At 73.4% G+C, this 20,418-nt stretch carries 23 protein-coding genes; 12 read left to right on the top strand and 11 right to left on the bottom strand.

Translation table 11 applies throughout. The annotated features are described in order from the left end of the window. Nucleotides 1-90: 90 nt before the first annotated feature. Both greA and ABTZ17_RS29880 read right to left on the bottom strand, forming a co-directional pair. Nucleotides 91-588 (bottom strand): transcription elongation factor GreA, encoded by a 498-nt coding sequence (gene greA, locus ABTZ17_RS29885; RefSeq protein WP_352198881.1) that lies wholly within the window; start codon nt 586-588, stop codon nt 91-93. Nucleotides 589-767: 179 nt separating this feature from the next. After that, entirely contained in the window at nt 768-1,916 is a 1,149-nt protein-coding gene (locus ABTZ17_RS29880; protein ID WP_352198880.1) for a cystathionine gamma-synthase, read from the bottom strand. A gap of 583 nt (nt 1,917-2,499) precedes the next feature. Here ABTZ17_RS29880 and ABTZ17_RS29875 point away from each other — a divergent pair. The 6 genes from ABTZ17_RS29875 to ABTZ17_RS29850 all read left to right on the top strand — a co-directional run bounded on the left by ABTZ17_RS29875 (nt 2,500) and on the right by ABTZ17_RS29850 (nt 6,738). Further along, a complete protein-coding gene (locus ABTZ17_RS29875) occupies nt 2,500-3,606 on the top strand; it encodes a hypothetical protein (protein WP_352198879.1) in 1,107 nt (368 codons plus the stop codon). 218 nt (nt 3,607-3,824) lie between these two features. Beyond that, complete coding sequence (gene msrA / locus ABTZ17_RS29870; protein ID WP_352198878.1) at nt 3,825-4,484, top strand: peptide-methionine (S)-S-oxide reductase MsrA; 660 nt, start codon at nt 3,825-3,827, stop codon at nt 4,482-4,484. A 163-nt stretch (nt 4,485-4,647) separates the two neighbouring features. After that, nucleotides 4,648-5,073, top strand: a complete 426-nt coding sequence (locus tag ABTZ17_RS29865; protein WP_352198877.1) for a hypothetical protein — start codon at nt 4,648-4,650, stop codon at nt 5,071-5,073. 12 nt (nt 5,074-5,085) lie between these two features. Further along, entirely contained in the window at nt 5,086-5,451 is a 366-nt protein-coding gene (locus tag ABTZ17_RS29860) for a DUF6247 family protein (RefSeq protein WP_502994902.1), read from the top strand. Between the two features lie 77 nt (nt 5,452-5,528). Next, nucleotides 5,529-6,122, top strand: coding sequence for a DUF4304 domain-containing protein (locus ABTZ17_RS29855; RefSeq protein WP_352198876.1), 594 nt, complete (start codon nt 5,529-5,531; stop codon nt 6,120-6,122). Nucleotides 6,123-6,273: 151 nt separating this feature from the next. Further along, nucleotides 6,274-6,738 (top strand): GNAT family N-acetyltransferase, encoded by a 465-nt coding sequence (locus tag ABTZ17_RS29850; protein ID WP_502994901.1) that lies wholly within the window; start codon nt 6,274-6,276, stop codon nt 6,736-6,738. Between the two features lie 37 nt (nt 6,739-6,775). Here the strand turns inward: ABTZ17_RS29850 and ABTZ17_RS29845 are convergent, their stop codons facing one another. The 3 genes from ABTZ17_RS29845 to ABTZ17_RS29835 form a co-directional block, all read right to left on the bottom strand. Beyond that, nucleotides 6,776-7,858: a GNAT family N-acetyltransferase gene (locus tag ABTZ17_RS29845; RefSeq protein ID WP_352198875.1), complete on the bottom strand. Its 1,083-nt coding sequence runs from the start codon at nt 7,856-7,858 to the stop codon at nt 6,776-6,778. 233 nt (nt 7,859-8,091) lie between these two features. Further along, complete coding sequence (locus tag ABTZ17_RS29840; RefSeq protein WP_352198874.1) at nt 8,092-9,354, bottom strand: L,D-transpeptidase; 1,263 nt, start codon at nt 9,352-9,354, stop codon at nt 8,092-8,094. 175 nt (nt 9,355-9,529) lie between these two features. Beyond that, nucleotides 9,530-9,913, bottom strand: a complete 384-nt coding sequence (locus ABTZ17_RS29835) for a hypothetical protein (RefSeq protein ID WP_352198873.1) — start codon at nt 9,911-9,913, stop codon at nt 9,530-9,532. Between the two features lie 147 nt (nt 9,914-10,060). On the opposite strand from ABTZ17_RS29835, the gene ABTZ17_RS29830 reads away from it, so the two are divergent. Beyond that, on the top strand, nt 10,061-10,354 hold the full coding sequence (locus tag ABTZ17_RS29830) for a hypothetical protein (RefSeq protein WP_352198872.1): 294 nt from the start codon (nt 10,061-10,063) through the stop codon (nt 10,352-10,354). A 216-nt stretch (nt 10,355-10,570) separates the two neighbouring features. Here ABTZ17_RS29830 and hutH read toward each other — a convergent pair whose 3' ends face one another. From hutH to ABTZ17_RS29805, 5 genes are all read right to left on the bottom strand, one after another. Continuing rightward, a complete protein-coding gene (hutH, locus tag ABTZ17_RS29825) occupies nt 10,571-12,112 on the bottom strand; it encodes a histidine ammonia-lyase (protein ID WP_352198882.1) in 1,542 nt (513 codons plus the stop codon). 64 nt (nt 12,113-12,176) lie between these two features. Continuing rightward, a complete protein-coding gene (locus tag ABTZ17_RS29820; protein WP_352198871.1) occupies nt 12,177-13,319 on the bottom strand; it encodes a GGDEF domain-containing protein in 1,143 nt (380 codons plus the stop codon). 165 nt (nt 13,320-13,484) lie between these two features. Then, nucleotides 13,485-14,369 (bottom strand): enoyl-CoA hydratase/isomerase family protein, encoded by an 885-nt coding sequence (locus ABTZ17_RS29815; protein ID WP_352198870.1) that lies wholly within the window; start codon nt 14,367-14,369, stop codon nt 13,485-13,487. A gap of 28 nt (nt 14,370-14,397) precedes the next feature. Further along, nucleotides 14,398-15,585, bottom strand: coding sequence for an adenylate/guanylate cyclase domain-containing protein (locus ABTZ17_RS29810; RefSeq protein ID WP_352198869.1), 1,188 nt, complete (start codon nt 15,583-15,585; stop codon nt 14,398-14,400). Between the two features lie 119 nt (nt 15,586-15,704). Then, nucleotides 15,705-16,571 (bottom strand): biotin--[acetyl-CoA-carboxylase] ligase, encoded by an 867-nt coding sequence (locus tag ABTZ17_RS29805; RefSeq protein WP_352198868.1) that lies wholly within the window; start codon nt 16,569-16,571, stop codon nt 15,705-15,707. Between the two features lie 117 nt (nt 16,572-16,688). Here ABTZ17_RS29805 and ABTZ17_RS29800 point away from each other — a divergent pair, with 117 nt between their 5' ends. The 4 genes from ABTZ17_RS29800 (at nt 16,689) to ABTZ17_RS29785 (ending at nt 19,421) form a co-directional block, all read left to right on the top strand. Further along, nucleotides 16,689-18,299 carry an acyl-CoA carboxylase subunit beta gene (locus ABTZ17_RS29800; RefSeq protein ID WP_352198867.1) on the top strand — a complete coding sequence of 537 codons (1,611 nt, stop codon included), beginning with the start codon at nt 16,689-16,691 and terminating at the stop codon, nt 18,297-18,299. A gap of 35 nt (nt 18,300-18,334) precedes the next feature. Beyond that, nucleotides 18,335-18,544, top strand: coding sequence for an acyl-CoA carboxylase epsilon subunit (locus tag ABTZ17_RS29795; RefSeq protein WP_352198866.1), 210 nt, complete (start codon nt 18,335-18,337; stop codon nt 18,542-18,544). 102 nt (nt 18,545-18,646) lie between these two features. Beyond that, nucleotides 18,647-18,772, top strand: coding sequence for a morphogenic membrane protein MmpB (gene mmpB / locus ABTZ17_RS29790; RefSeq protein WP_352198865.1), 126 nt, complete (start codon nt 18,647-18,649; stop codon nt 18,770-18,772). 37 nt (nt 18,773-18,809) lie between these two features. Continuing rightward, the gene (locus ABTZ17_RS29785; protein WP_352198864.1) at nt 18,810-19,421 is read left to right on the top strand and encodes a Maf family protein; all 612 of its coding nucleotides are present in this window, start codon (nt 18,810-18,812) and stop codon (nt 19,419-19,421) included. Between the two features lie 48 nt (nt 19,422-19,469). Here the strand turns inward: ABTZ17_RS29785 and ABTZ17_RS29780 are convergent, their stop codons facing one another. Beyond that, nucleotides 19,470-19,901, bottom strand: coding sequence for a hypothetical protein (locus ABTZ17_RS29780; RefSeq protein WP_352198863.1), 432 nt, complete (start codon nt 19,899-19,901; stop codon nt 19,470-19,472). 424 nt (nt 19,902-20,325) lie between these two features. On the opposite strand from ABTZ17_RS29780, the gene ABTZ17_RS29775 reads away from it, so the two are divergent. Continuing rightward, nucleotides 20,326-20,418, top strand: a 93-nt coding sequence (locus ABTZ17_RS29775; RefSeq protein ID WP_280842533.1) for a biotin carboxylase N-terminal domain-containing protein, incomplete at its 3' end; no start/stop codon positions are given.

Here is a 20,418-nt window from a genome sequence, read left to right as displayed (position 1 = left end):
AGAGGCCACCCGGTCCGGCCGGGTGGCCCCTCGCGACGCGGAAGGCGGGCCTCAGGGGGGGCACCGCCCCTTCGTTCGCGTTCCGGGTGATCAGCCGTTGTACGGCTTGACGTCCAGGATCTTCACAGTCGCGGTCTTGCCGTTGGGCAGCTCGTAGGTGGCGTCATCGCCGATCGCCTTCCCGGACACGCCCTTGCCGAGCGGCGACTGCGGGGAGTACGTGTCGATGTCGGAGGACGCGTACTCGCGGGAGGCGAGCAGGAAGGTCATCGTGTCGGACTCGTCGCCGTCGAAGGCGACGGTGATCACGGTGCCGGGAGCGGCGGTGCCGTCGGACTCCGGGGCCTCGCCGACCTTGGCGCTCTCCAGGAGCTGGGTCAGCTGGCGGACCCGGAGCTCCTGCTTGCCCTGCTCCTCCTTGGCCGCGTGGTACCCGCCGTTCTCGCGCAGGTCACCCTCTTCACGAGCCGCCGCGATCTTGGCGGCGATCTCGGTACGGGCGGGACCAGACAGGTACTCCAGCTCGGCCTTGAGCTGGTCGTAGGCGTCCTGGGTCAGCCAGGTGACGCTCTCGCTCGTCTGGGTCACAGGTGCTCCTCGTCGGTACAGGGAATACAAAGCCACACCAGCGGTGGGCGAAACCACGAGCCTAACAATTCGGGAAGAAAAGGGGGAGCACACAAGCCGCGCGAATCCGGTCGCGGCCTGCGTGCTCCCCGGGCCCGGCAGGGCCCCGCCCGGGCGTGTCCGCCCGGGTTCGCCGGCTCCTAGCCGAGCGCCTGCGTCAGGTCCGCCAGCAGGTCGTCGGCGTTCTCGATGCCGACCGACAGCCGGATCAGGTCCGCCGGGACCTCCAGCTCGGACCCGGCCACCGAGGCGTGGGTCATCCGGCCCGGGTGCTCGATCAGGGACTCCACACCACCCAGGGACTCGCCCAGGGTGAAGAGCTTGGCGCGGTTGCAGACCTCGACCGCCGCCTCCTCGCCGCCCACGACGCGGAAGGACACCATGCCGCCGAAGTTGCGCATCTGCTTCGCGGCGATCTCGTGGCCGGGGTGCTCCGGCAGGCCCGGGTAGTAGACCTGGGTGACCTTCGGGTGGCGGGACAGCAGCTCGGCCACCTTGCCGGCGTTCTCCGCGTGCCGGTCCATGCGGACCGCGAGGGTCTTGATGCCGCGCAGCACGATCCAGGAGTCGAAGGGGCCGGCCACGGCGCCCATCGCGTTCTGGTGGTAGGCCAGCTCCTCGCCCAGCGCCTCGTCGGCCGTGACGAGCGCGCCGCCGACCACGTCCGAGTGCCCGCCCATGTACTTGGTCAGCGAGTGCACGACCACGTCCGCGCCCAGGGCCAGCGGCTGCTGGAGGTAGGGGGAGGCGAAGGTGTTGTCGACGACCAGCTTCGCGCCCGCGGTCCGCGCGATGTCCGCGATCAGGGCGATGTCGGTGATCCCGAGGAGCGGGTTCGAGGGGGTCTCGACCCAGATGACCTTCGTGCGGTCGGTCAGCGCGGCCCGCACCGAGGCCGGGTCGGAGGTGTCGGCCACGGACCACTCCACGCCCCAGCGCGCGACGACCTTCGCGAACAGGCGGAAGGTGCCGCCGTAGGCGTCGTTGGGGATGACCACGTGGTCGCCCGGGGAGAGGAGGGTGCGCAGGAGGCAGTCCTCCGCGGCCAGGCCGGAGGCGAACGCGAGCCCGCGACGGCCCCCTTCGAGGGCGGCGAGGTTCTCCTCCAGGGCGGTCCGGGTGGGGTTGGCGCTGCGGCTGTACTCGTAGCCGCCGCGCAGACCGCCGACGCCGTCCTGCTTGTAGGTGGAGACCTGGTAGATCGGAGGCACGACCGCGCCGGTGAGGGGGTCGGCGGTGTTGCCCGCGTGGATGGCGCGGGTCTCGAAGCTCTGCTGCTCGTGGCTCATGACACAGAGCCTATTGCGCCCGGCGGGCCCTCGCGTCCCGGCCCCGGCGCGCCGGGACGGGCGACGGGGGGCGCACGCGGCGGAGCCGGGAGTTCCGGGGGCGTGACCGGGGGTTCCGGGGGCGTGACGGGGAGTTGCGTCGGGAGCGAACCGACCGGTCGGCCAACGCCCTTGGCGGGCCCGGCCGGTACGGGATCACGCCACGCGGGGCCGTCGCCGCGCCGCCGCCTGCCCGTCGGGACACGGACGCGGGGCCGGTCCACGGGGGCCGGGAGGGCGGCTGTCGGGGTCGGTGGGGAGCCGGTCGGGATCAGGCCCAGGCGTTCACGAAATCGTCAACATCGCCGGCGAAGGCGGCCGCCGGGTCCTCACCGGGGAACCGCCACCCGGGAGCCCGGCCCGCACCGGCCCGGGCCTTCCGTCCCGGCGGCGTCCGTCGGCGGGGCGCACCGGAAATCCCGCGCCCGGTCCCGTCCCGGCGGCGGCGCCCCGGGAGACCGGGGCGCGAGCGGTCCGACCGGGTCCGCACGGGTCCGACCGGGCCTCCGGGGGTGTTCCGGAGCCGATGTGGAACGCTGGTGACATGGAGATTCTGTGGTTCCTGCTCGCGATGGGCATGCTGGTCGCCGTCGTCGTCACGTTCGCGCGCCGCGGGCGCGGCGGCATCCGGCTCGCGGTGCCGGGCTCCCCCGACGCCGCCGACCCGGCGGACTACGGCTTCGTACGGCAGGAAGAGCTCGACATCCGCGTCCCCGGCCCGGACCACGACCTCATGGACGTCCTCGGGCTGGTGCAGCGCAACCAGGACTGGCGGGCCGCCTCCCAGCTGCTGGCCGGCACCCCCAAGGAGGGCGAAGTCCGCTGGCAGCGGGTGCAGGCCTTCGCCGGGGCCGCGGCCCTGGAGCTGGCCCAGCAGCCGGGCAGCGGCGCGGCCTGGCTCCGGGCCTGGCGGCTGGAGTCCCCGAAGGACGCGGGCGGCGCGCAGGTGCACGCCGAGTTCCTGGTGCAGCAGGCGTGGCGGGCCTCCGGCGGGGTCGGCACGGAGGACCACCGGATCATCCTGGAAGAGGCCCGTACGGCCTGCGGTGACGCGGCGCTGCTGGCGCCCGGGGACCCGATCCCGTACATCACGGAGCTGGCGATCGCCCGTGGACTGGCCTATCCGGAACCGCAGTTCAACGAGCTGTGGGCCAAGGTGATCGACCGGGCTCCCGAGCACATGGGCGCGCACCTGGCAGCCCTGCACTACTGGTGCGAGAAGTGGCACGGCTCCCGGGAGAAGGCCGACGCGTTCACCCACGCCGCGGCCGCCCGCGCCCCGCGCGGCTCCCTGCTGGCGGCGCTGCCGCTGTTCGGGGTCTTCGAGCACCTGCCGGAGATCACGCTCTCGCAGGGCTTCTACCAGAGCGCCGTGGTCTCGCGGGCCATCGACGGTTCCCTGTACGCGGTGAACTCGGCCCGCCGGGACGACCCGATGCTCGCGCACGCCCGGCACCTGCTGCTGTTCTTCCTGGTGCGGGCCGAGCGGTGGGCGGAGGCGATGGAGCAGCTGCGGCACGTGGACGGCTACGTCGGCGCCCTGCCCTGGTCGCACAGCGCCGACCCGGCCGCCGAGTACGCGGTCTACCGGGCGCTGGCGGTGGCCGGCTACGAGGCCAACGGCGGCTCCCCGGCGACCCTGCCCCGCTGACGACCAGGCCACCGGCCGACCGATGCCCACGGCCCGCAGCCCGCAGCCTCACGACGGGCCCCGGCCCCCCACCGCCGGCCCCCGCTCCACCGCAGGCCACGACGGCTCCGTCACCGCTCGCGTCCCGGCCCCGCCACGATCCCGCCGCCGCCCCGGCGGGAATCCGGCGGGGCCGTGACGCGTTACCGGAAGGCCGTCCCCTCCCCGAGGAGCCCCCGATGCTGTTTGGCCGCCGTACCCCCGAGCTGCCCACCCCGGAGCAGGCGCTCAAGGGCCGCCCGGAGCCGACCTTCACCCTGCCCGCCACCCACACGGTCCTCGGCACCCCCCTCGCCGGCCCCTACCCGGCCGGCCTGGAGACCGCCGACTTCGCGCTGGGCTGCTTCTGGGGCGCCGAGCGCGTCTTCTGGCAGACCCCGGGCGTGTACACCACGTATGTCGGCTACCAGGGCGGGCACACCCCGAACCCCACCTACGAGGAGGTCTGCTCGGGCCTCACCGGGCACACCGAAGTGGTCCGGGTGGTCTTCGACCCGGAGCAGCTGCCGTACGAGACCCTCCTGAAGGTCTTCTGGGAGGCCCACGACCCGACCCAGGGCTTCCGCCAGGGCAACGACGTCGGCACCCAGTACCGCTCCGCCGTCTACACCCACTCCCCGGCCCAGCAGGAGACCGCCGAGGCCTCCCGCGCCGCCTACCAGCGGGCCCTGGGCACCGCCGGCCACCGCGCGGACATCACCACCACGGTCCTCCCCGCCGAGGGCCGCCCCCTGTGGCCCGCCGAGGAGTACCACCAGCAGTACCTCGACAAGAACCCCGGCGGCTACTGCGGCATCGGCGGCACGGGCGTCTCCTGCCCCATCTCCCCCACCCCCTGACCCCACCGGCGCCACCCCCGCCCGGACCATCCCATCGGGCGGGGTGACGAGGCCCTACGGAACACCAGCAGGACGACGAGGTGAACGCGCCGATCGACCTCAGGATCCGGCCACGCCTCATGCCAGGGGCATGACCCATCGCCACGCTGCGCACCCTTCCTCCATGGCGACAGCGCGGGGAACGAAGGCAAAAGCTCTGGGTGGTCTGGGTCAGTGGTGGGGTGTGCTGACCGGTCTTCTGTTGGTGGCGGCATGGGTCAACTCCGCCGCCGGACCGGCGTCAGTCGCCGCCCTATCGGCACTGACCCTGCTGTGGTGCCTGTTCCAAGCACCCGTGACCTGTGGTGCCCTGGTCCGGAGTCGGGGAGTGGAGGACGGATGCCGCAACAACGCCTCTGGACTGCTCCTGGGCTGTCATATCCGTCAGCACCGCTGGCAGAAGGTGAAGCTCCTGCTCGTGCGCCGGAAGGTCAAAGAGTTCTTCACCGGGTTGTTCTCCGATGGGAAAGCCTCGGTGGTGACCCTGGCTGGCTTGGGCAGTCTCATGTCCGGCATCGCAGCGCTCATCCCCGGGCTGGCCATCCGCTGACCCCGAGGAGCAATGGTGTCGAGCAGCGAATCCGGGCAGCCGCTCATCCCGCAGCCGCCGGCCACCGTCACCGCGCTGCGGCAGGCGCTGGCCCGGATCGCGCCCGCGGCCCTGCCCGCGTTCACCCGTGAGCTGGACGAGGCCGCCGACCATTCCCGGCAGGGGTCCGACCTGGGCCCCCTGCGCCGGTTCGTGGCCAAGTGGTCCGTGTACGTGCACATCCAGCGGCACCCCGGGCCGGCCCGGGCGCTGCACCACTGGGAGCAGCAGGCGGAGACGGCCGACGGTGCGGGCGCGCGTCACGCGGCGGCGGAGATCGGCCGCATCCTCGACGCCGCCCACACCGCGGTCGGCGTCGAGCGGTTCGACTCCCTCTGACGGCGCTCCCACCGGGCGGGGGTTCGTGGTGCGTGGGATCGTGCCCGTGGTGGTGGGGGGCGGACGGAGGGTGCGCGGTGGGCTTCGACGGGATGCTGAAGGGGCGGATCGCGCCCCGGTTGCGGGAGCTGGGGTTCAAGGGGTCCGGGGCGGTCTACCTGCTTCCGGACGAGGAGCTGTGGGTGCAGCTCGGATTCCAGAAGGCGCGGGGGAACACCGCCGACGAGCAGCGGGCCACGGTGAACCTGTCGGTGGTGCCGAAGGCGGAGTGGGAGCGGGTGCGGGAGTGGTATCCGCGCTTCCCGGCCCGACCGAAGCCCGGCACCGAGTACGTGGGCAGCCCGCGGTCCCCGGAGCGGATCGGGCAGGTGATGCCCGGGGAACAGGGCGACCACTGGTGGAGCTTCCGGTCGGACGACCCGGCGGGGGGCGAGCGGGCCGCCGAGGAACTGCTCGCGGCGATCGTCGAGCACGGGCTCCCCTGGCTGCGCGCCGAGGCCGACCGGGTCCGCGCCGAGCCCGCCGCGGGATGGCCCGCGGCCGCGACCGGCGGCGGGCCGCAAGGATCCGGCGGAGGTTCGGGGGAAGGATCGGGGGGACGGCCCGGCGAAGGAACCGGTGAAGGATCCGTCGAGGGGCGCGGCGACGGATCCGGTGAAGGGCCCCGGTGAAGGGGCCCGTGAAGAAACCGGTTGCGCGGACCCCCGGTTCGTGGGCTCTCCTGGGGGCGCAAGCATGCGAACTGCCCGGCGGAGCGGGTCGGCCGGTGGGGGACCGCCGCGTCCGGCGGCCCGTGGGGCGCGACACGGAGGCCGTCCGCCTGTGAACAGCAGCACCCTTCCCTTCGTCCTCTCCCCCGCCCGGGCCGAGGACGCCGCCGAGTTGGCCGAGGTCTGGCTCCGCTCCTACGGAGCGGCCCTGCCCTCGGTACGGCGGGCGCACACCGACGACGAGGTGCGCGACTGGTTCCGGTACGTGGTGGTGCCCGCCGGTACGGCCTGGCTGGCGCGGGACGAGGAGGGGACGGCCGCCGGGATGATGGTGCTGGAGGACGGGGTCGTCGAGCAGCTGTACCTGGCCCCGGAGCGGTTCGGCCAGGGCCTCGGGGACGCCTTCGTCGGGCTGGCGAAGGAGCGTTGCCCGGCCGGTCTGGAGCTGTGGACCTTCCAGTGCAACGGCCCGGCGCAGCGCTTCTACGAGCGGCACGGGTTCGTGGCGGCGGAGCGGACGGACGGCTCCGGGAACGAGGAGCGGGAGCCCGACGTGCGCTACGTCTGGCGGCCCTGATCCCCGCCCCCTCGTCCTCGTCCCGGCTCGCCCCGGCTCAGTCCTTCGCGTCGAGGGCCAGCTGGAAGTAGCCGCAGGGGCGCTCCAGTCGGTAGCCGAGGGCCTCGTTGACGGCGCGCATGGGCCCGTTCTCGTCGGCGACGCTGGTGCCGATCTCCCGGACGTCCGGGTGGAGTTCGCGGAGCTGCGCGAGCATGGCCAGCTTCACGGCGCGGCCCAGGCCGCGGCCGCGGTGGCCGGGCACGACCACGGTGTCGTACTGGATCGCCCGGACGGCGGCCGGGTCGGTGAGCACCAGCTCGGTGTAGGCGGCCACGTCGCCGGCGGCGGTGACCGCGGCCACGGTGAGGATGCGGCCGCCGCGGTCGAGGACGAGCCGTTCGGCGGCGCGCAGTCGTTCCGCGTCCCAGAGGGGGGTGCGGGAGTCGAGGGCGCCGTCCGGGGCGTCCTCCATCGCGGCGTGGGCCACGGCCGTGGCGACGGCGTGCTCGTCCGGGACGATGCCCCGCCAGGCGACCAGCCGGTAGCCCTCGGGGAGCTCCGGTTCGGGGGCGGGTTCGGGGCCCAGGGTCTGCACGTACCAGCCCATCGGGAGGACGTTCTCGAAGCCGAGGGAGCGGGCGAAGCGCTCGCCGGGGCCGCCGAGGTCGATCAGGGCGGAGACGGAGGTCCGGCCCTCCTCGACCAGTTCGGCGCGCAGCCGCTCCCAGAGGGCGGTGCCGGTGCCCCGGCCCCGGGCGGCGGGGTGCACCGTGAGGGTGTCGAGGTAGGCGGTGTGGGTGTTGCCGGGGTCGTTGAAGAGGACCAGCGCGGCGACGCCCGCGTACTCCGTGGCCGCGCCCCCGTCCTCACCCACGCCTTCGCCTTCGCCCGCCGCACCCGCCGCGTCCGCCGGGCCGGTGCGGGCCGGGACGGCCACGCAGAGGTCGCGGCCGCGGGCCGGGGGCACCCGGAGCTTCCCGGCGGTCTCCACGGGGCTCGGGCCGGGCGTGCCGGGCAGGTCGTGGGCGTGGGCCGCGGCGCGGACCGCGTGCCAGGCAGCCGTCTGCGCCTCGCCGGGCGGGGCGTCCAGGGTGACGGGGGCCGGGACGTCGTGCGGGGCCTGTGCTTCGTCGCTCATCCTCCGACCCTAGGCACAGTCCGGTGCCGTGCCGCCACCGCATTGCGGCCGCGTCGGCGTGCCGTACCCCACATCGGGGGCTCCATGAGCCGGGCCGCCGCGGGCCCGGGGCGCCGGTCCGGGTCCGGACACGTCGGTGGCGGGGCCCCTTCCGGGTGCCCCGCCACCTGTGCGCGTCCGTGGGCCGGACGCTCACCTTCGCGGTGCGCGCGCCGCGGCCCGTGTGTCCGGGATCAGACCGCCGAACCGGCCTTCCACTCCGACCAGTCCATGTTCCAGCCGTTGAGGCCGTTGTCCGGCTTGATCTCCTTGTCGGGGGAGTTCTTGACCGTGACGACGTCACCGATGAGGGAGTTGTCGTAGAACCAGGCGGCGGGGGTGTTCGGGTCGTTCGCGCCCTGGGTGTCGTTCAGGCCCACGCAGCCGTGGCTGGTGTTGACGCTGCCGAAGATCGAGTCGGAGCCCCAGTAGTTGCCGTGGATGAACGTGCCCGAGGTGGACAGGCGCATGGCGTGGGGGACGTCCTTGATGTCGTACTCGCCCTTGCCGTCCTTGTCCTTGAAGCCGACCGTGGCGCCGTTCATCCGGGTCTCCTTGAACTTCTCGGAGATCACCATCTGACCGTTGTAGGTCGGGTTGTCGGGGGAGCCGGCGGAGATCGGGATGGTCTTGACGACCTGGCCGTCGCGCGTGACGGTCATCTGCTTGGTCTTCGCGTCGACGACGGAGACCTGGGAGCGGCCGATCTGGAAGGTGGCGGTGCGCTCCTGCACGCCCATCACGCCGGGGGCGCCCTCGACGCCGTCCAGGGCGAGCTTCAGGGTGACGGTGGAGCCGGCCTTCCAGTAGTCCTCGGGGCGGAAGTCCAGGCGCTGGGAGCTGAACCAGTGGCCGACGACCTCCTGGCCGCTGGTGGTGTTCACCGTGATGGCGGACTGGACGTCCTTGCGGTTCTTGATCGGCTTGTCGAAGGTGATCGAGACCGGCATGCCGACGCCGACCTTCTGGCCGTCCTCGGGGGTGAAGCTGCCGATGAAGCTGTTGTCCGGCGAGACGGTGGTGAAGGAGGCGTTCTCGTGGGCCTCGCGGCCCTCGGCGTCCTTGGCCGTGGCCGTCAGGGTGTACTTGGTGGCGCGCTTGAGCTTGCCGTCGGGCTTCCAGCTCTTGCCGTCGGCGGCGATCTTGCCCTCGACGACGCCGTCGGCGCTCTTCAGCTCGACCTGGGTCAGGGTGCCTTCGGCGACGGTGACCTGGGTGGAGCTGTTGATGCCGACGTTGGTGGCGCCGTCCTTGGGCGTGACGGTTATCTGGGCCTTCGAGGCGTCCTTGGCCGCGGCCGCGTCCACGTCCGCCTGCGTCTTCGCCGACGGGTCGCCGCCGGCGCCCTTGGTGTCGTCGCTGCACGCCGACAGGACGAGTACGCCCCCGAGCACCGCGGACGCGGCTGCCAGGGCCCTGCGCCGCCGCTTGCTGTCCGTCCTCACACGCTTCTCCATCGTTGCCGAAACCCCGGAAATCCCCGGGCAGGGCGGTCCGTGGGACCTCCCTGCCTCGTTGTGACAACGCATTCGCGTGCGGGTTCGGTTCCACATCCGGCGGATGTGGTCCGTCACACCGGTCCGCGGGAGCCGGGAGGAGGGGCCGCCCGGCCGTGCCCCGCGGGTGTGCGGGCTACCGGTTCCCGGCCCGGTCCGGGGCGCCTGCGGGGTCCGCCGCGTCCGGTCCGTCCTCGTCGTCCTCGTCCTCGTCGTCACCTTCGGAGGGTCCGTCCCCTCCGAAGGGTCCATCTTCCTCGTCGAGGTCCCACTCCATGGACTCGGGGTCGTATTCGACCGGCTCGGTGCTCCAGGACGCCTGTGCGAGGTCGACTCCGGGCACTTCGGAGAGCAGGTCGAAGGGGTCGATGAGGTAGGCGAGGGCTTCCGCTTCGTCTTCCTTCACGGCCGACTCGGCGTGGCCGCGCTCCTCGTCGGGCATGAAGGCGTCGCCGCGGATGTGCTCCAGCGCGGCGCCCGTCAGGGCCTTCGACTCGGTCACCTCCAGGACCAGATCCACCCGAAGCCGTACGTATCGTGATGACTCAGATGTGCTCATGTGCGGGAGACTATGCCTCCGGCGGGCCCCGACTTCCACCCGACCCGCCCCTTTCACTAGCATCGCCGCACACGGCCAATTCGCTGCTGCCACAAGGGGGATCGCACCGTGTCCGCACGTCGCCCGCTGCTCACCGCCATCGGAGCGGGAACCCTCCTCACCGCCCTCTGGTTCGTCCCGTCCGCGAACGCCACCACCGATCACGTGGTCGCGGCTCCGGCTTCCCGTCAGACCGCTGCCGCGACACCCTCCGGAATGATCGATTCCGAGGTGTCCGGGCAGCTCGCGCTGGCCGAGACGGGGGGCGTGGACCCCACGCCCTACCTGCTCGGCGGCACGGTCTGCCTGGGGGTCGGGGCCGGTTGCGTGGTGTTCTCGGTCCGCCGCTCCCGGGGGCGCTGAGGGGGTCCGCGGGCCCGCCGAGGGGCCCGGAGAGAGCATGGAAGAGGCGCCGTCGGGTTCTCCCGACGGCGCCTCCTTTGCTTTCCGCAGCGTTCCGTTCCGGTTCCGTTTCCGACCGGTCCGGAGCGGACCTGACAAGGTCTCCACCCGGCCGGGACCGGCCGGGGCCGACCGGGCGGGACCGGCCCGCACAGACCGGGCGGGACCGCCCGCGGGTCAGGCCAGCGGACCGGTGACCGACTCCGCGGCCGCGACCACCCCGCCGGAGGCGACGAACGCCTCCGCGGCGGCCAGGTCGGGGGCGAGGAAGCGGTCCGGACCCGGGCCCGCCACCCCGGCCGCCCGCGCGGCCCCGATGACCGCGGCGCTCGCCGGGGCGGGGGTGAGGCCGGCGCGCAGCTCGATGCCGCGGGTGGCCGCGTACAGCTCGACCGCGACGATCCGTGTCAGGTTGCCGATGGTGGTGCGCAGCTTGCGGGCCGCGGACCAGCCCATGGAGACGTGGTCCTCCTGCATGGCGGAGGAGGGGATGGAGTCGGCGGAGGCCGGGACGGCCAGCCGCTTCATCTCGCTGACCAGGGCCGCCTGGGTGTACTGGGCGATCATCAGGCCCGAGTCCACGCCCGCGTCGTCGGCGAGGAAGGCGGGCAGACCGTGCGAGCGGTTCTTGTCGAGGAGCCGGTCGGTGCGGCGCTCGCAGATGGAGCCGAGGTCGGCGGCGGCGATGGCGAGGAAGTCCAGGACGTAGGCCACGGGGGCGCCGTGGAAGTTGCCGTTGGACTCGACGCGGCCGTCGGGGAGGACCACCGGGTTGTCCACGGCGGCGGCCAGCTCGCGGGAGGCGACGAGCGCGGCGTGGTCCAGGGTGTCGCGGCCGGCGCCGGCGACCTGGGGGGCGCAGCGCACGGAGTACGCGTCCTGCACCCGCGGGGCCTCGTCCTGCTGGTAGTGGCCGGTGAGGCCGGAGCCCTGGAGCACGGCGGCCATGTTGGCGGCGGAGGCGCCCTGGCCGGGGTGCGGGCGGATGGCGTGCAGCTCGGGGGCGAGCACCTTGGGGGTGCCGAGCAGCGCCTCCAGGGAGAGCGCGGCGGTGATGTCGGCCGCGGTGTAGAGCTGTCGGAGGTCGGCGATGGCCATGACCAGCATGCCGAGCATGCCGTCGGTGCCGTTGAGGAGGGCCAGGCCCTCCTTCTCCTTGAGCTCCACCGGGGAGATGCCGTGGGCGGCGAGGAGTTCGGCGGCCGGGCGGACCGTGCCGTCGGGGCCCTCGGCGTCGCCCTCGCCCATGAGCGCGAGGGCGCAGTGCGAGAGCGGGGCCAGGTCGCCGGAGCAGCCGAGGGAGCCGTACTCGTGGACCACCGGGGTGATCCCGGCGTTGAGCAGGTCGGCCATGGTCTGCGCCACCTCGGGGCGGACCCCGGTGTGCCCGGAGGCCACCGTCTTCAGGCGCAGGAACATGAGGGCGCGGACCACCTCGCGCTCCACCCGGGGGCCCATGCCCGCGGCGTGGCTGCGCACGATGTTGCGCTGGAGCTGGGCGCGCAGCTCGGGGCCGATGTGCCGGGTGGCGAGGGCGCCGAAGCCGGTGGACACCCCGTAGACGGGCTCGGGCTTCGCGGCCAGCGCGTCCACGGTCTCGCGGGCGCGGGCGAGTGCCCGGAGGGCCTCGGCGGACAGCTCGATACGGGCGTTGCCGCGGGCCACGGCGATGACGTCCTCGGCGGTGACGCCGGAGGTCCCCACCACGACAGTGTGCATATCCATATTCAGCACCCTACGGACTGAATCCGAACCTGTCACTAGTCGATTCGCACGGCGCCCCTCACCGCTCCCGGACCCCGTCCGACCCTCCGTCGGATCCGCTCCGGCCGCGGAACCGGCGCCGCTCCCCCGTCCCGGGCGGCGCGCTGTCGGCGAGCCGTACGACGCTGTGGTCCCGCCCCGCCACCACCGGCTTCGGGGACCGCGCCGCCTTGGCCTTGTACTGGGCGGCGTCCGCGAGGCGGAACAGCCGCCGGGCCGAGCGGACCGGCCCGATGGGGTCCCCGGTGGAGGCCACCCCGCAGGCCACGCCCTCCCCGAGGGCCAGGCCGGCGGCCCGGTCGCACAGCTCCGCGGCCGCCTCCACCACCTCGTCGGCGGAGGGACCGGCGGCGACCAGGCAGAACTCGTCCCCGCCGAGGCGGGCGGCCAGGGCCCCGGGCAGCTTGGCCCCGCACAGGCTCAACACCGAGCCGAAACGTTCCAGCAGCCGGTCCCCGGTGGCGTGGCCGAGGGTGTCGTTGACCCGCTTGAGGCCGTTGAGGTCGCACACGACCAGGCTGACCACGGCCCCCTCGGTCCGGTGCCGCTCCAGGGCCTCCTCCAGCCGCACGTCCACGGCGCGCCGGTTGGCCAGACCGGTCAGCGGATCGGTGAAGGCCAGCCGCCGGGCCTCCTCCAGCCGCTCGTTCTGGGCCAGCCCGGCGGCGACCACCGCGGCGAGCACGGTGGCGAACTCGGCGTCCTCCGCCCCGAAGACGGCGGCGCCGGCCCGGCGCGCGACGTACAGCTCGCCCCAGGCCCGTCCGTGCAGCACCACGGGGGCCACCACGCAGCTGCTCCGACCGCGGCGGACCAGCCCGGCGGCCCGGTGCCCGGCCCCGTCGGCCCGTTCGACCCAGGCGTGCGGGCCGGCCCCGCCCGCCCAGCGCTCGTGCAGGAACTCGGTGATCTCGGGGAAGTCGTGCACGGGGTAGGACTCGTCGGCGGGGAACTCCTCCTCGCCGGGGCGCAGTTCCCCCTCGTTGACCAGGACCCGCAGCCGGCCGCGCTCCCGCTCCCAGGCGGAGATGGCCGCGAAGTCACCGCCCATGGCCAGCCGTGCCCCGCGGGCGGCGGCCCGGACCGCGTCCCGCGGCGCGTGCGCCGCGGCCATGGCCTGCGCCAGGCTCACGACGGCGCGCAGTCGCCCGTCAAGTCCCATCACCCAAGAGTAATCACTTTTGTCCGATTTGGTGACGGTCCCGGGGTCATTCGGCGGTACGCCCCGCGGGGCCCGGGGACGGCGCGAACGGTCCGACGCGAGCCGCGCGCGCCCGCCCCGCTCGCCCGCCCGACCCCCGGCGGCCCCCGGGAACCCCGGGCAGGACTACTGTCCCGGCCAGACGGGGCTGCGCGACTCGTTGAAGGCCGCCACGCCTTCGGCCCGGTCCCCGGAGAAGGCGGTGGCCCGCCAGGCGGCGTCCTCGACCTCCAGGCCGGTCCGCAGGTCCAGGCCGTGCCCCAGCCGCAGGGCCTTCTTGGCGTTGCGCAGGCCCACCGGGGAGTTCGCCGCCATCACCGCGGCCAGCTCCAGGGCCCGCTCCCGGGCCTCGCCCGCCGGGACCAGCCGGTCCACCAGGCCCAGCTCCAGGGCTTCGGCGGCGGGTACCTTGCGGGCCGAGAAGATCAGCTCGGCGGCGCGGGCCGCCCCGACCCGGCGCGGCAGCAGCTGCGTACCGCCGCCGCCGGGGATCACGCCCACGGACACCTCGGGCAGACCCACCAGGGCCTTCTCGTCGGCCACGATGACGTCGCAGGACAGGGCCAGCTCGTAGCCGCCGCCCAGGGCGTAGCCGCCGACCGCCGCGACGGCGGGCATGGGCAGCTCCAGGACCCCGGTGTAGGCGCCGCGGTTGTGCGGGCGCTGGCGGACCATCTCGGCGTCGGAGAGGCCGTTGCGCTCCTTGAGGTCGGCGCCCACGCAGAAGGCCTTCTCGTGCGTGGAGGTGAGGACCGTGACCCGTACGGTCGGGTCGGCGGCCAGGGCCGCGCAGGCCGCCCCGATGGAGAGGGCCATGGCGGTGGAGACGGCGTTCATGGCCTTGGGGCGGTCGAGGACCAGCTCGGCCACGTGCCCGCCGTCACCGTGCCGCACCACCTCGACGAACTCCCCGAAGCGGGTGCCCGAGACCACCGCGCCCGACTCGTGGGCGACCCCGGCGGGGGCGGACGGAGACGCTGCGGACGCAGGCGACGGCACTGACGACGACATGGCGAAGGACCCTCCCGGTTAACGAGCGTTACCCGGGGATCTTAGGCGTCCTCCGGGTCAGCAGCCAGGGCTCCACGATCCCGAGGCCGCGGACCGGGCGCTGCCACATCGGCTGGAGCGCGAACCGGTACGAGGGCGACTCCTCCGACTCGGCCGTCTTCTCCGACACCGGGGCGTCCCCGGTGCGCCCCAGCTCCTCCGCCAGCGCCCCGTCCACCAGGACGGCGTTCTTCGGCGCTATCGAGGTCAGCCGGCTGGCGAGGTTCACGGTGGTGCCGAAGACGTCGCCCATGCGCGTGGTCACGGTGCCGAAGGCGATGCCCACCCGCAGCTCGGGCATGGACTCGTCGCCGTCCATGGTCTCGATGAGGCGCAGGGCGATCTCGGAGGCGGTGCCGGCGTCGTCGGCCGCGTACAGCACCTCGTCCCCGAGGGTCTTGATGAGCCGGCCGCCGTGCGCGGCGACCAGGTCGGCGGCGGTGGTCTCGAAGGTCTCGACGAGCTCGCCGAGCTCCTCCTCCTCCAGGCGCCGGGTCAGCCGGGTGAAGCCCACCAGGTCGGCGAAGCCGACGGCGAGCCTGCGGTCCACCATCTCCTCGTCGTCGGCGGCCTGCACCACCCGGCCGGTGGCCGCGGCCAGCTGCCGCCGCCACACGTAGACCAGGAACTCCTCCAGCTCCGGCAGCAGCAGCTCGACCAGCGGGTACGTGACCTCGGTACGGGTCATCCCCGGCTCCGGGGGCTCCGTCAGGCCCTCCAGGAAGGAGTCGATCTGCCATTCGGCCAGCCGGGCCGTGGTCTGTCCGGTGGAGCGGGCCACCTGCACCGCCATCGGCTCGCTGAGCAGGCCGGCCTCCACCAGGCCGGCCAGTCGCCGCAGGGCCAGCACGTCCGCCTCGGTCAGGGCCCGGGCCTGCCCGATGTCGGCGAAGCCCATGGCCCGCCAGAAGCGGGAGGCCAGCTCCATCGAGACGCCGGCGCTGCGGGCCGCCTGGAAGGGGGTGTACCGGCGCTCCGCGCCGAGGATCAGCTGCTCCAGTCGGATGGCGAGGGGGTCGGCGGTGGGCTCGACCGTGTGGTCCACCTCGTGCAGCGGGGTGTGCTGGTCGCGTCCGATGGGGTGGGCGGGGGCGCCCGAACCGCTGCCGGTACGCCCCGCGGCGGAGGCGGGTCGCCCGCCTCCGGGTGCGCCGGAACCCGCGTCGTCGACGGTCAAGGGCCGCCTCCTGTCCATTCCGCGCGCACCGCCCTGCCGATCCAGGTGATCACCGACGGGACCTCGATCGCCTAAACCATACGGCAGGTGTGCCGTAGCTCACTCCCCACCGGCCGTACCTACTGCCCCGCGCGCAGGTGAACCACGTCGCCCGCGCCGACCGCCTCCCGTTCCCCGTCCGCCGTCCGGACCACCAGGCGCCCCTCCGCGTCCACCGCTTCGGCCGTTCCGGTGAGCTCCCGGCCGCCGGGCAGTTCGGCCCGCACGTGCCGGCCGAGGGTGGCGCAGCCGGCCGCGTAGGTCTCCTGGAGCCCGCTCTCCGAGGGGTCGCCGCCCGCCCGCAGCCAGCGGCCGTACCAGTCCTCCAGGGAGCGCAGCACGGCCTTCAGGAGGGGGTCGCGGTCGGTGACGGCGGCCTGGGCGAGGGCCAGGGAGCCCGCGGCGGGCACCGGCAGCTCCTCCTCGGTCAGCGAGACGTTCAGCCCGATCCCGAGGACCACCCCGTCCGCGGCCAGCTCGGCGAGGATCCCGCCGGTCTTCCGCTCGTGGCCCCCGATGGTGACCAGCAGGTCGTTGGGCCACTTCAGGGCGGTGTCCACGCCCGCGGCGCGGGACAGGGCGGTGGCCGTGGCCACCCCGGCGAGCAGGGTCAGCCAGCCCCAGCGCTCCACCGGGACCCGGTCACCGGGCTTGAGCAGGACGGAGAAGAACAGCCCGGAGCGGGCGGGCGCCGTCCAGCTGCGGTCCAGTCGGCCGCGGCCGCTGGTCTGCTCCTCGGCGAGCAGCACGGCCCCTTCGGGGAGCTCCGCGGCGCGGGCGGCGAGGTCGGTGTTGGTGGAACCGGTGCTCTCCACCACCTCCAGGGAGGTCCACAGGCCCGCGGGGGTGACCAGGGAGCGCCGGAGGGAGGACGGCACCAGCGGGGGGCGGTCCAGGCTGGACCAGCGGCCGGACGGTGCGGGCGTTGAGGCATCCGATGACGTCATGCAAGCCACATTAGGTGTGGGGAACGCCGCACTGCCGAGCGCCATGCGCGCCGCTACCCTACGTGCCAGTAGCCATCAGTAGTCACGAGGTTGACCAGGCAGGGAGCCGCTACCCCGATGTCACAACCCTCTCAGGCGCCCGAACCGGCGCCGACCGACATCCACACCACCGCCGGGAAGATCGCGGACCTGAAGCGCCGCATCCACGAGGCGACCCACGCGGGGTCCGAACGGGCCGTCGAGAAGCAGCACGCCAAGGGCAAGTTGACGGCCCGTGAACGCGTGGACCTGCTTCTGGACGAGGGGTCGTTCGTCGAGCTGGACGAGCTCGCACGACACCGCTCCACCCATTTCGGCCTCGACCGGACCCGCCCCTACGGCGACGGCGTCGTCACCGGCTACGGCACGGTGGACGGCCGTCCCGTGGCCGTCTTCTCCCAGGACTTCACCGTCTTCGGCGGCGCCCTCGGCGAGGTGTACGGCCAGAAGATCGTGAAGGTCATGGACTTCGCGCTGAAGACCGGCTGTCCGGTCATCGGCATCAACGACTCCGGCGGCGCCCGCATCCAGGAGGGCGTCATGGCCCTCGGGATGTACGGCGAGATCTTCCGCCGCAACACCCACGCCTCCGGGGTGATCCCGCAGATCTCCCTGATCGTCGGGCCCTGCGCGGGCGGCGCGGTGTACTCCCCCGCCATCACGGACTTCACGGTGATGGTGGACAGCACCTCGCACATGTTCATCACCGGCCCGGACGTCATCAAGACGGTCACCGGCGAGGACGTGGGCTTCGAGGAGCTGGGCGGGGCCCGCACCCACAACAGCACCTCCGGTGTGGCACACCACATGGCCGGCGACGAGAAGGAGGCCATCGAGTACGTCAAGTCGCTCCTGGCCTACCTGCCCTCGAACAACCTCTCCGAGGCCCCGGCCTTCCCGGAGGAGGCCGACACCGAGGTCTCCGACAGCGACCTCGAACTCGACGTCCTGATCCCGGACAGCGCCAACCAGCCGTACGACATGCACACCGTGATCGAGCACGTGCTGGACGACGCGGAGTTCCTGGAGACCCAGGCCCTGTTCGCGCCGAACATCCTCACCGGCTTCGGCCGGGTCGAGGGGCACCCGGTGGGCGTGGTCGCCAACCAGCCCATGCAGTTCGCGGGCTGTCTGGACATCAACGCCAGTGAGAAGGCGGCCCGGTTCGTGCGGACCTGCGACGCCTTCAACATCCCGGTGCTGACCTTCGTGGACGTGCCCGGCTTCCTGCCGGGCGTGGACCAGGAGTACGGCGGCATCATCCGGCGCGGGGCCAAGCTCATCTACGCCTACGCCGAGGCCACCGTCCCGCTGATCACCGTCATCACCCGCAAGGCCTTCGGCGGCGCGTACGACGTGATGGGCTCCAAGCACCTGGGCGCGGACCTCAACCTGGCCTGGCCCACCGCCCAGATCGCCGTCATGGGCGCCCAGGGCGCGGTCAACATCCTGCACCGCCGCACCATCGCGGAGGCCGAGGCCGCCGGGACCGGCGAGGCCACCCGTGCCCAGCTGATCGCGGACTACGAGGACACCCTGCTCAACCCGTACACGGCGGCCGAGCGCGGCTACGTGGACGCGGTGGTGCTGCCCTCGGAAACCCGGGGACACATCGTGAAGGGGCTCCGGCAGCTGCGCACCAAGCGCGAGTCGCTGCCGCCGAAGAAGCACGGCAACATTCCCCTGTAGCGGCCCGAACAGCCCCGAGAAGCCGAGGAGGACCCGTGATCAAGGTCGTCAAGGGCAATCCGACCCCCGAGGAGCTGGCCGCCGCCCTGGCGGTGGTCCAAGCCCGCGCGGCGGCCCTGGCCGCCGCGCCGCAGGGCCCGCCCGGGGTCGCGGCGGAGTGGTCCGCACCGGCCCGGGTGGCCCGGCACCGACTGCCGGCCCCGGGCCCGCGGGCCTGGAGCCGCACCTACTGGCCCGGCCAGTAGGCTCCGGCCTGGCCCGCCCTGAGCGGGACGGTCCGTTCGCGCGCCGGCGCCTGAGTACCCGTACTCAGGCGCCGGCGGCGTCTCCGCGGCCATGATCGGGGCATGCTCTGGTCCGACCCGAAGAACGAGCCCCCCGAGGACATGCGCGAGACCCAGGCCATGTTCCGGCGCCTCACCGTCATCCTGGTCCTCGCGATGCTGGTGCTGGTCTACCTGCTGGGCATCTGAGGGCGGGGCGGACGGGGCCCCCGCCCGGACTCCTACGATGGGCCGCATGACTGACGCGCGCCCGCTGATCCTCGCCTCCGCCTCCCCGGCCCGACTCAACCTGCTCCGGCAGGCCGGCCTCGCCCCGCACGTGATCGTGAGCGGAGTGGACGAGGACGCCCTGAGCGCCGACACCCCCGCCGGACTGGCCCTGGTCCTCGCCGAGGCCAAGGCGGCCGTGGTGGCCGCCCTCCCCGAGGCCGCCGGCGCCCTCGTCATCGGCTGCGACTCGGTCCTGGAGCTGGACGACGAGGCCCTGGGCAAGCCCGCCGACGCCACCGAGGCCACCGCCCGCTGGCAGGCCATGCGGGGCCGCAGCGGGGTGCTCCGCACCGGCCACTGCGTGATCGACACCGCGAACGGCCGGCAGGTCTCCGCGACCGCCTCCACCACCGTCCGCTTCGGCACCCCCTCCGACGCCGAGGTCGCCGCCTACGTGGCCAGCGGGGAACCCCTGCACGTGGCGGGCGCCTTCACCCTGGACGGCCTCTCGGCCCCGTTCATCGACGGCATCGACGGGGACCCGGGCAACGTCATCGGGCTCTCGCTGCCGCTGCTGCGCTCCCTGCTGGGCGAACTGGACGTGGCCATCACCGACTTGTGGGCCTGAGCGCCGACGCGGGACCCGTGACGGGGTCCGTGGCGGCCCCGCGCGGGATCAGGGGGTGCCGGGCACCGGCGCCCCCGCCTTCCCCCGAGGGGCCTTCCCGTACAGGGTGAGCGACAGCATCAGCAGGGTCAGCACGAGGGCCATGAAGGCGAACCCGCCCCAGCCCACGAGCCCCACCGCCAGCGCCCCGAGCACCACGTGCACGACCACGCAGACGATCAGCAGGATCCGGGCCGCCCGGCCCGGGGCCCTGTCCCGCAGCCCCGTCAGCGCGAGCACCACGGCGCAGCAGGCCAGGAACACCCCCATCACCGCGCCCAGCACGTAGGTTCCGGTGACCATCAGGTCCGGGTTCGTCCCGGCGATGGACATGGACTGCCGCCGGGCGACGGTGCCGAGCACGTGGTTCACGAGCACGAAGCCGAGGGCCTCGCCGAAGAGCAGGAGCGCGGCCAGTCCGGCCACGAGTCTGCGTGCCACAACGACCCCATCCCCGCGCTGAGCGTGCGTGTACGACGTGTGTCCGACGACGGCGAGGCTACTCATGGGTAAACCCGGGGACAAGGCCCGGGAACGGGTTCTTCGAACTGCCGCGCGCCCGTCGGCACCGCGCACGACGGGGCATTTCCGGAGTACTTGGCGGAGTGGCAAAGAAATGCGTACGCGTTCGTAGGGAACCGACAAAGAATCCCGCCGGGGCGATGAGCGCGCGGACAGAGACCTTGGCCACAGAACGGGGTTACTGTGCAGTCGGGGATCCCCCTGACCCACGGCGCCATAAGGGATTCAGGGCCTTGAGCAGCACGCACATCACACTCTGTGTGGGCAAGGTCACCTCTGGGGACGGGTCGAAAGGCCGTGTCGGCAGTCCCTAAACTCAGCTTGTTTCAAGGAGGGAGCCATCGTGCGCAAGGTGCTCATCGCCAACCGTGGCGAAATCGCTGTCCGTGTTGCCCGGGCCTGCCGGGACGCGGGGATCGCGAGCGTTGCCGTTTAC

Source organism: Streptomyces sp. NPDC097619, assembly GCF_040302735.1.
Taxonomy (GTDB): Bacteria; Actinomycetota; Actinomycetes; order Streptomycetales; family Streptomycetaceae; genus Streptomyces.
The sequence above is the reverse complement of the archived record's forward strand: the minus strand, read 5'-3'. Positions and strand labels throughout refer to the sequence as shown.

Coding starts and splice junctions, on each gene's coding strand:
- ABTZ17_RS29865 (WP_352198877.1), top strand. CDS start 4,648: ATGGCGACAGCGCGGGGAACGAAGGCAAAAGCTCTGGGTGGTCTGGGT.
- ABTZ17_RS29840 (WP_352198874.1), bottom strand. CDS start 9,354: ATGGAGAAGCGTGTGAGGACGGACAGCAAGCGGCGGCGCAGGGCCCTG.
- ABTZ17_RS29880 (WP_352198880.1), bottom strand. CDS start 1,916: ATGAGCCACGAGCAGCAGAGCTTCGAGACCCGCGCCATCCACGCGGGC.
- ABTZ17_RS29875 (WP_352198879.1), top strand. CDS start 2,500: ATGGAGATTCTGTGGTTCCTGCTCGCGATGGGCATGCTGGTCGCCGTC.
- hutH (WP_352198882.1), bottom strand. CDS start 12,112: ATGCACACTGTCGTGGTGGGGACCTCCGGCGTCACCGCCGAGGACGTC.
- ABTZ17_RS29785 (WP_352198864.1), top strand. CDS start 18,810: ATGGGCCGCATGACTGACGCGCGCCCGCTGATCCTCGCCTCCGCCTCC.
- ABTZ17_RS29860 (WP_502994902.1), top strand. CDS start 5,086: ATGGTGTCGAGCAGCGAATCCGGGCAGCCGCTCATCCCGCAGCCGCCG.
- ABTZ17_RS29820 (WP_352198871.1), bottom strand. CDS start 13,319: ATGGGACTTGACGGGCGACTGCGCGCCGTCGTGAGCCTGGCGCAGGCC.
- ABTZ17_RS29815 (WP_352198870.1), bottom strand. CDS start 14,369: ATGTCGTCGTCAGTGCCGTCGCCTGCGTCCGCAGCGTCTCCGTCCGCC.
- msrA (WP_352198878.1), top strand. CDS start 3,825: ATGCTGTTTGGCCGCCGTACCCCCGAGCTGCCCACCCCGGAGCAGGCG.
- ABTZ17_RS29805 (WP_352198868.1), bottom strand. CDS start 16,571: ATGACGTCATCGGATGCCTCAACGCCCGCACCGTCCGGCCGCTGGTCC.
- ABTZ17_RS29800 (WP_352198867.1), top strand. CDS start 16,689: ATGTCACAACCCTCTCAGGCGCCCGAACCGGCGCCGACCGACATCCAC.
- mmpB (WP_352198865.1), top strand. CDS start 18,647: ATGCTCTGGTCCGACCCGAAGAACGAGCCCCCCGAGGACATGCGCGAG.
- ABTZ17_RS29845 (WP_352198875.1), bottom strand. CDS start 7,858: ATGAGCGACGAAGCACAGGCCCCGCACGACGTCCCGGCCCCCGTCACC.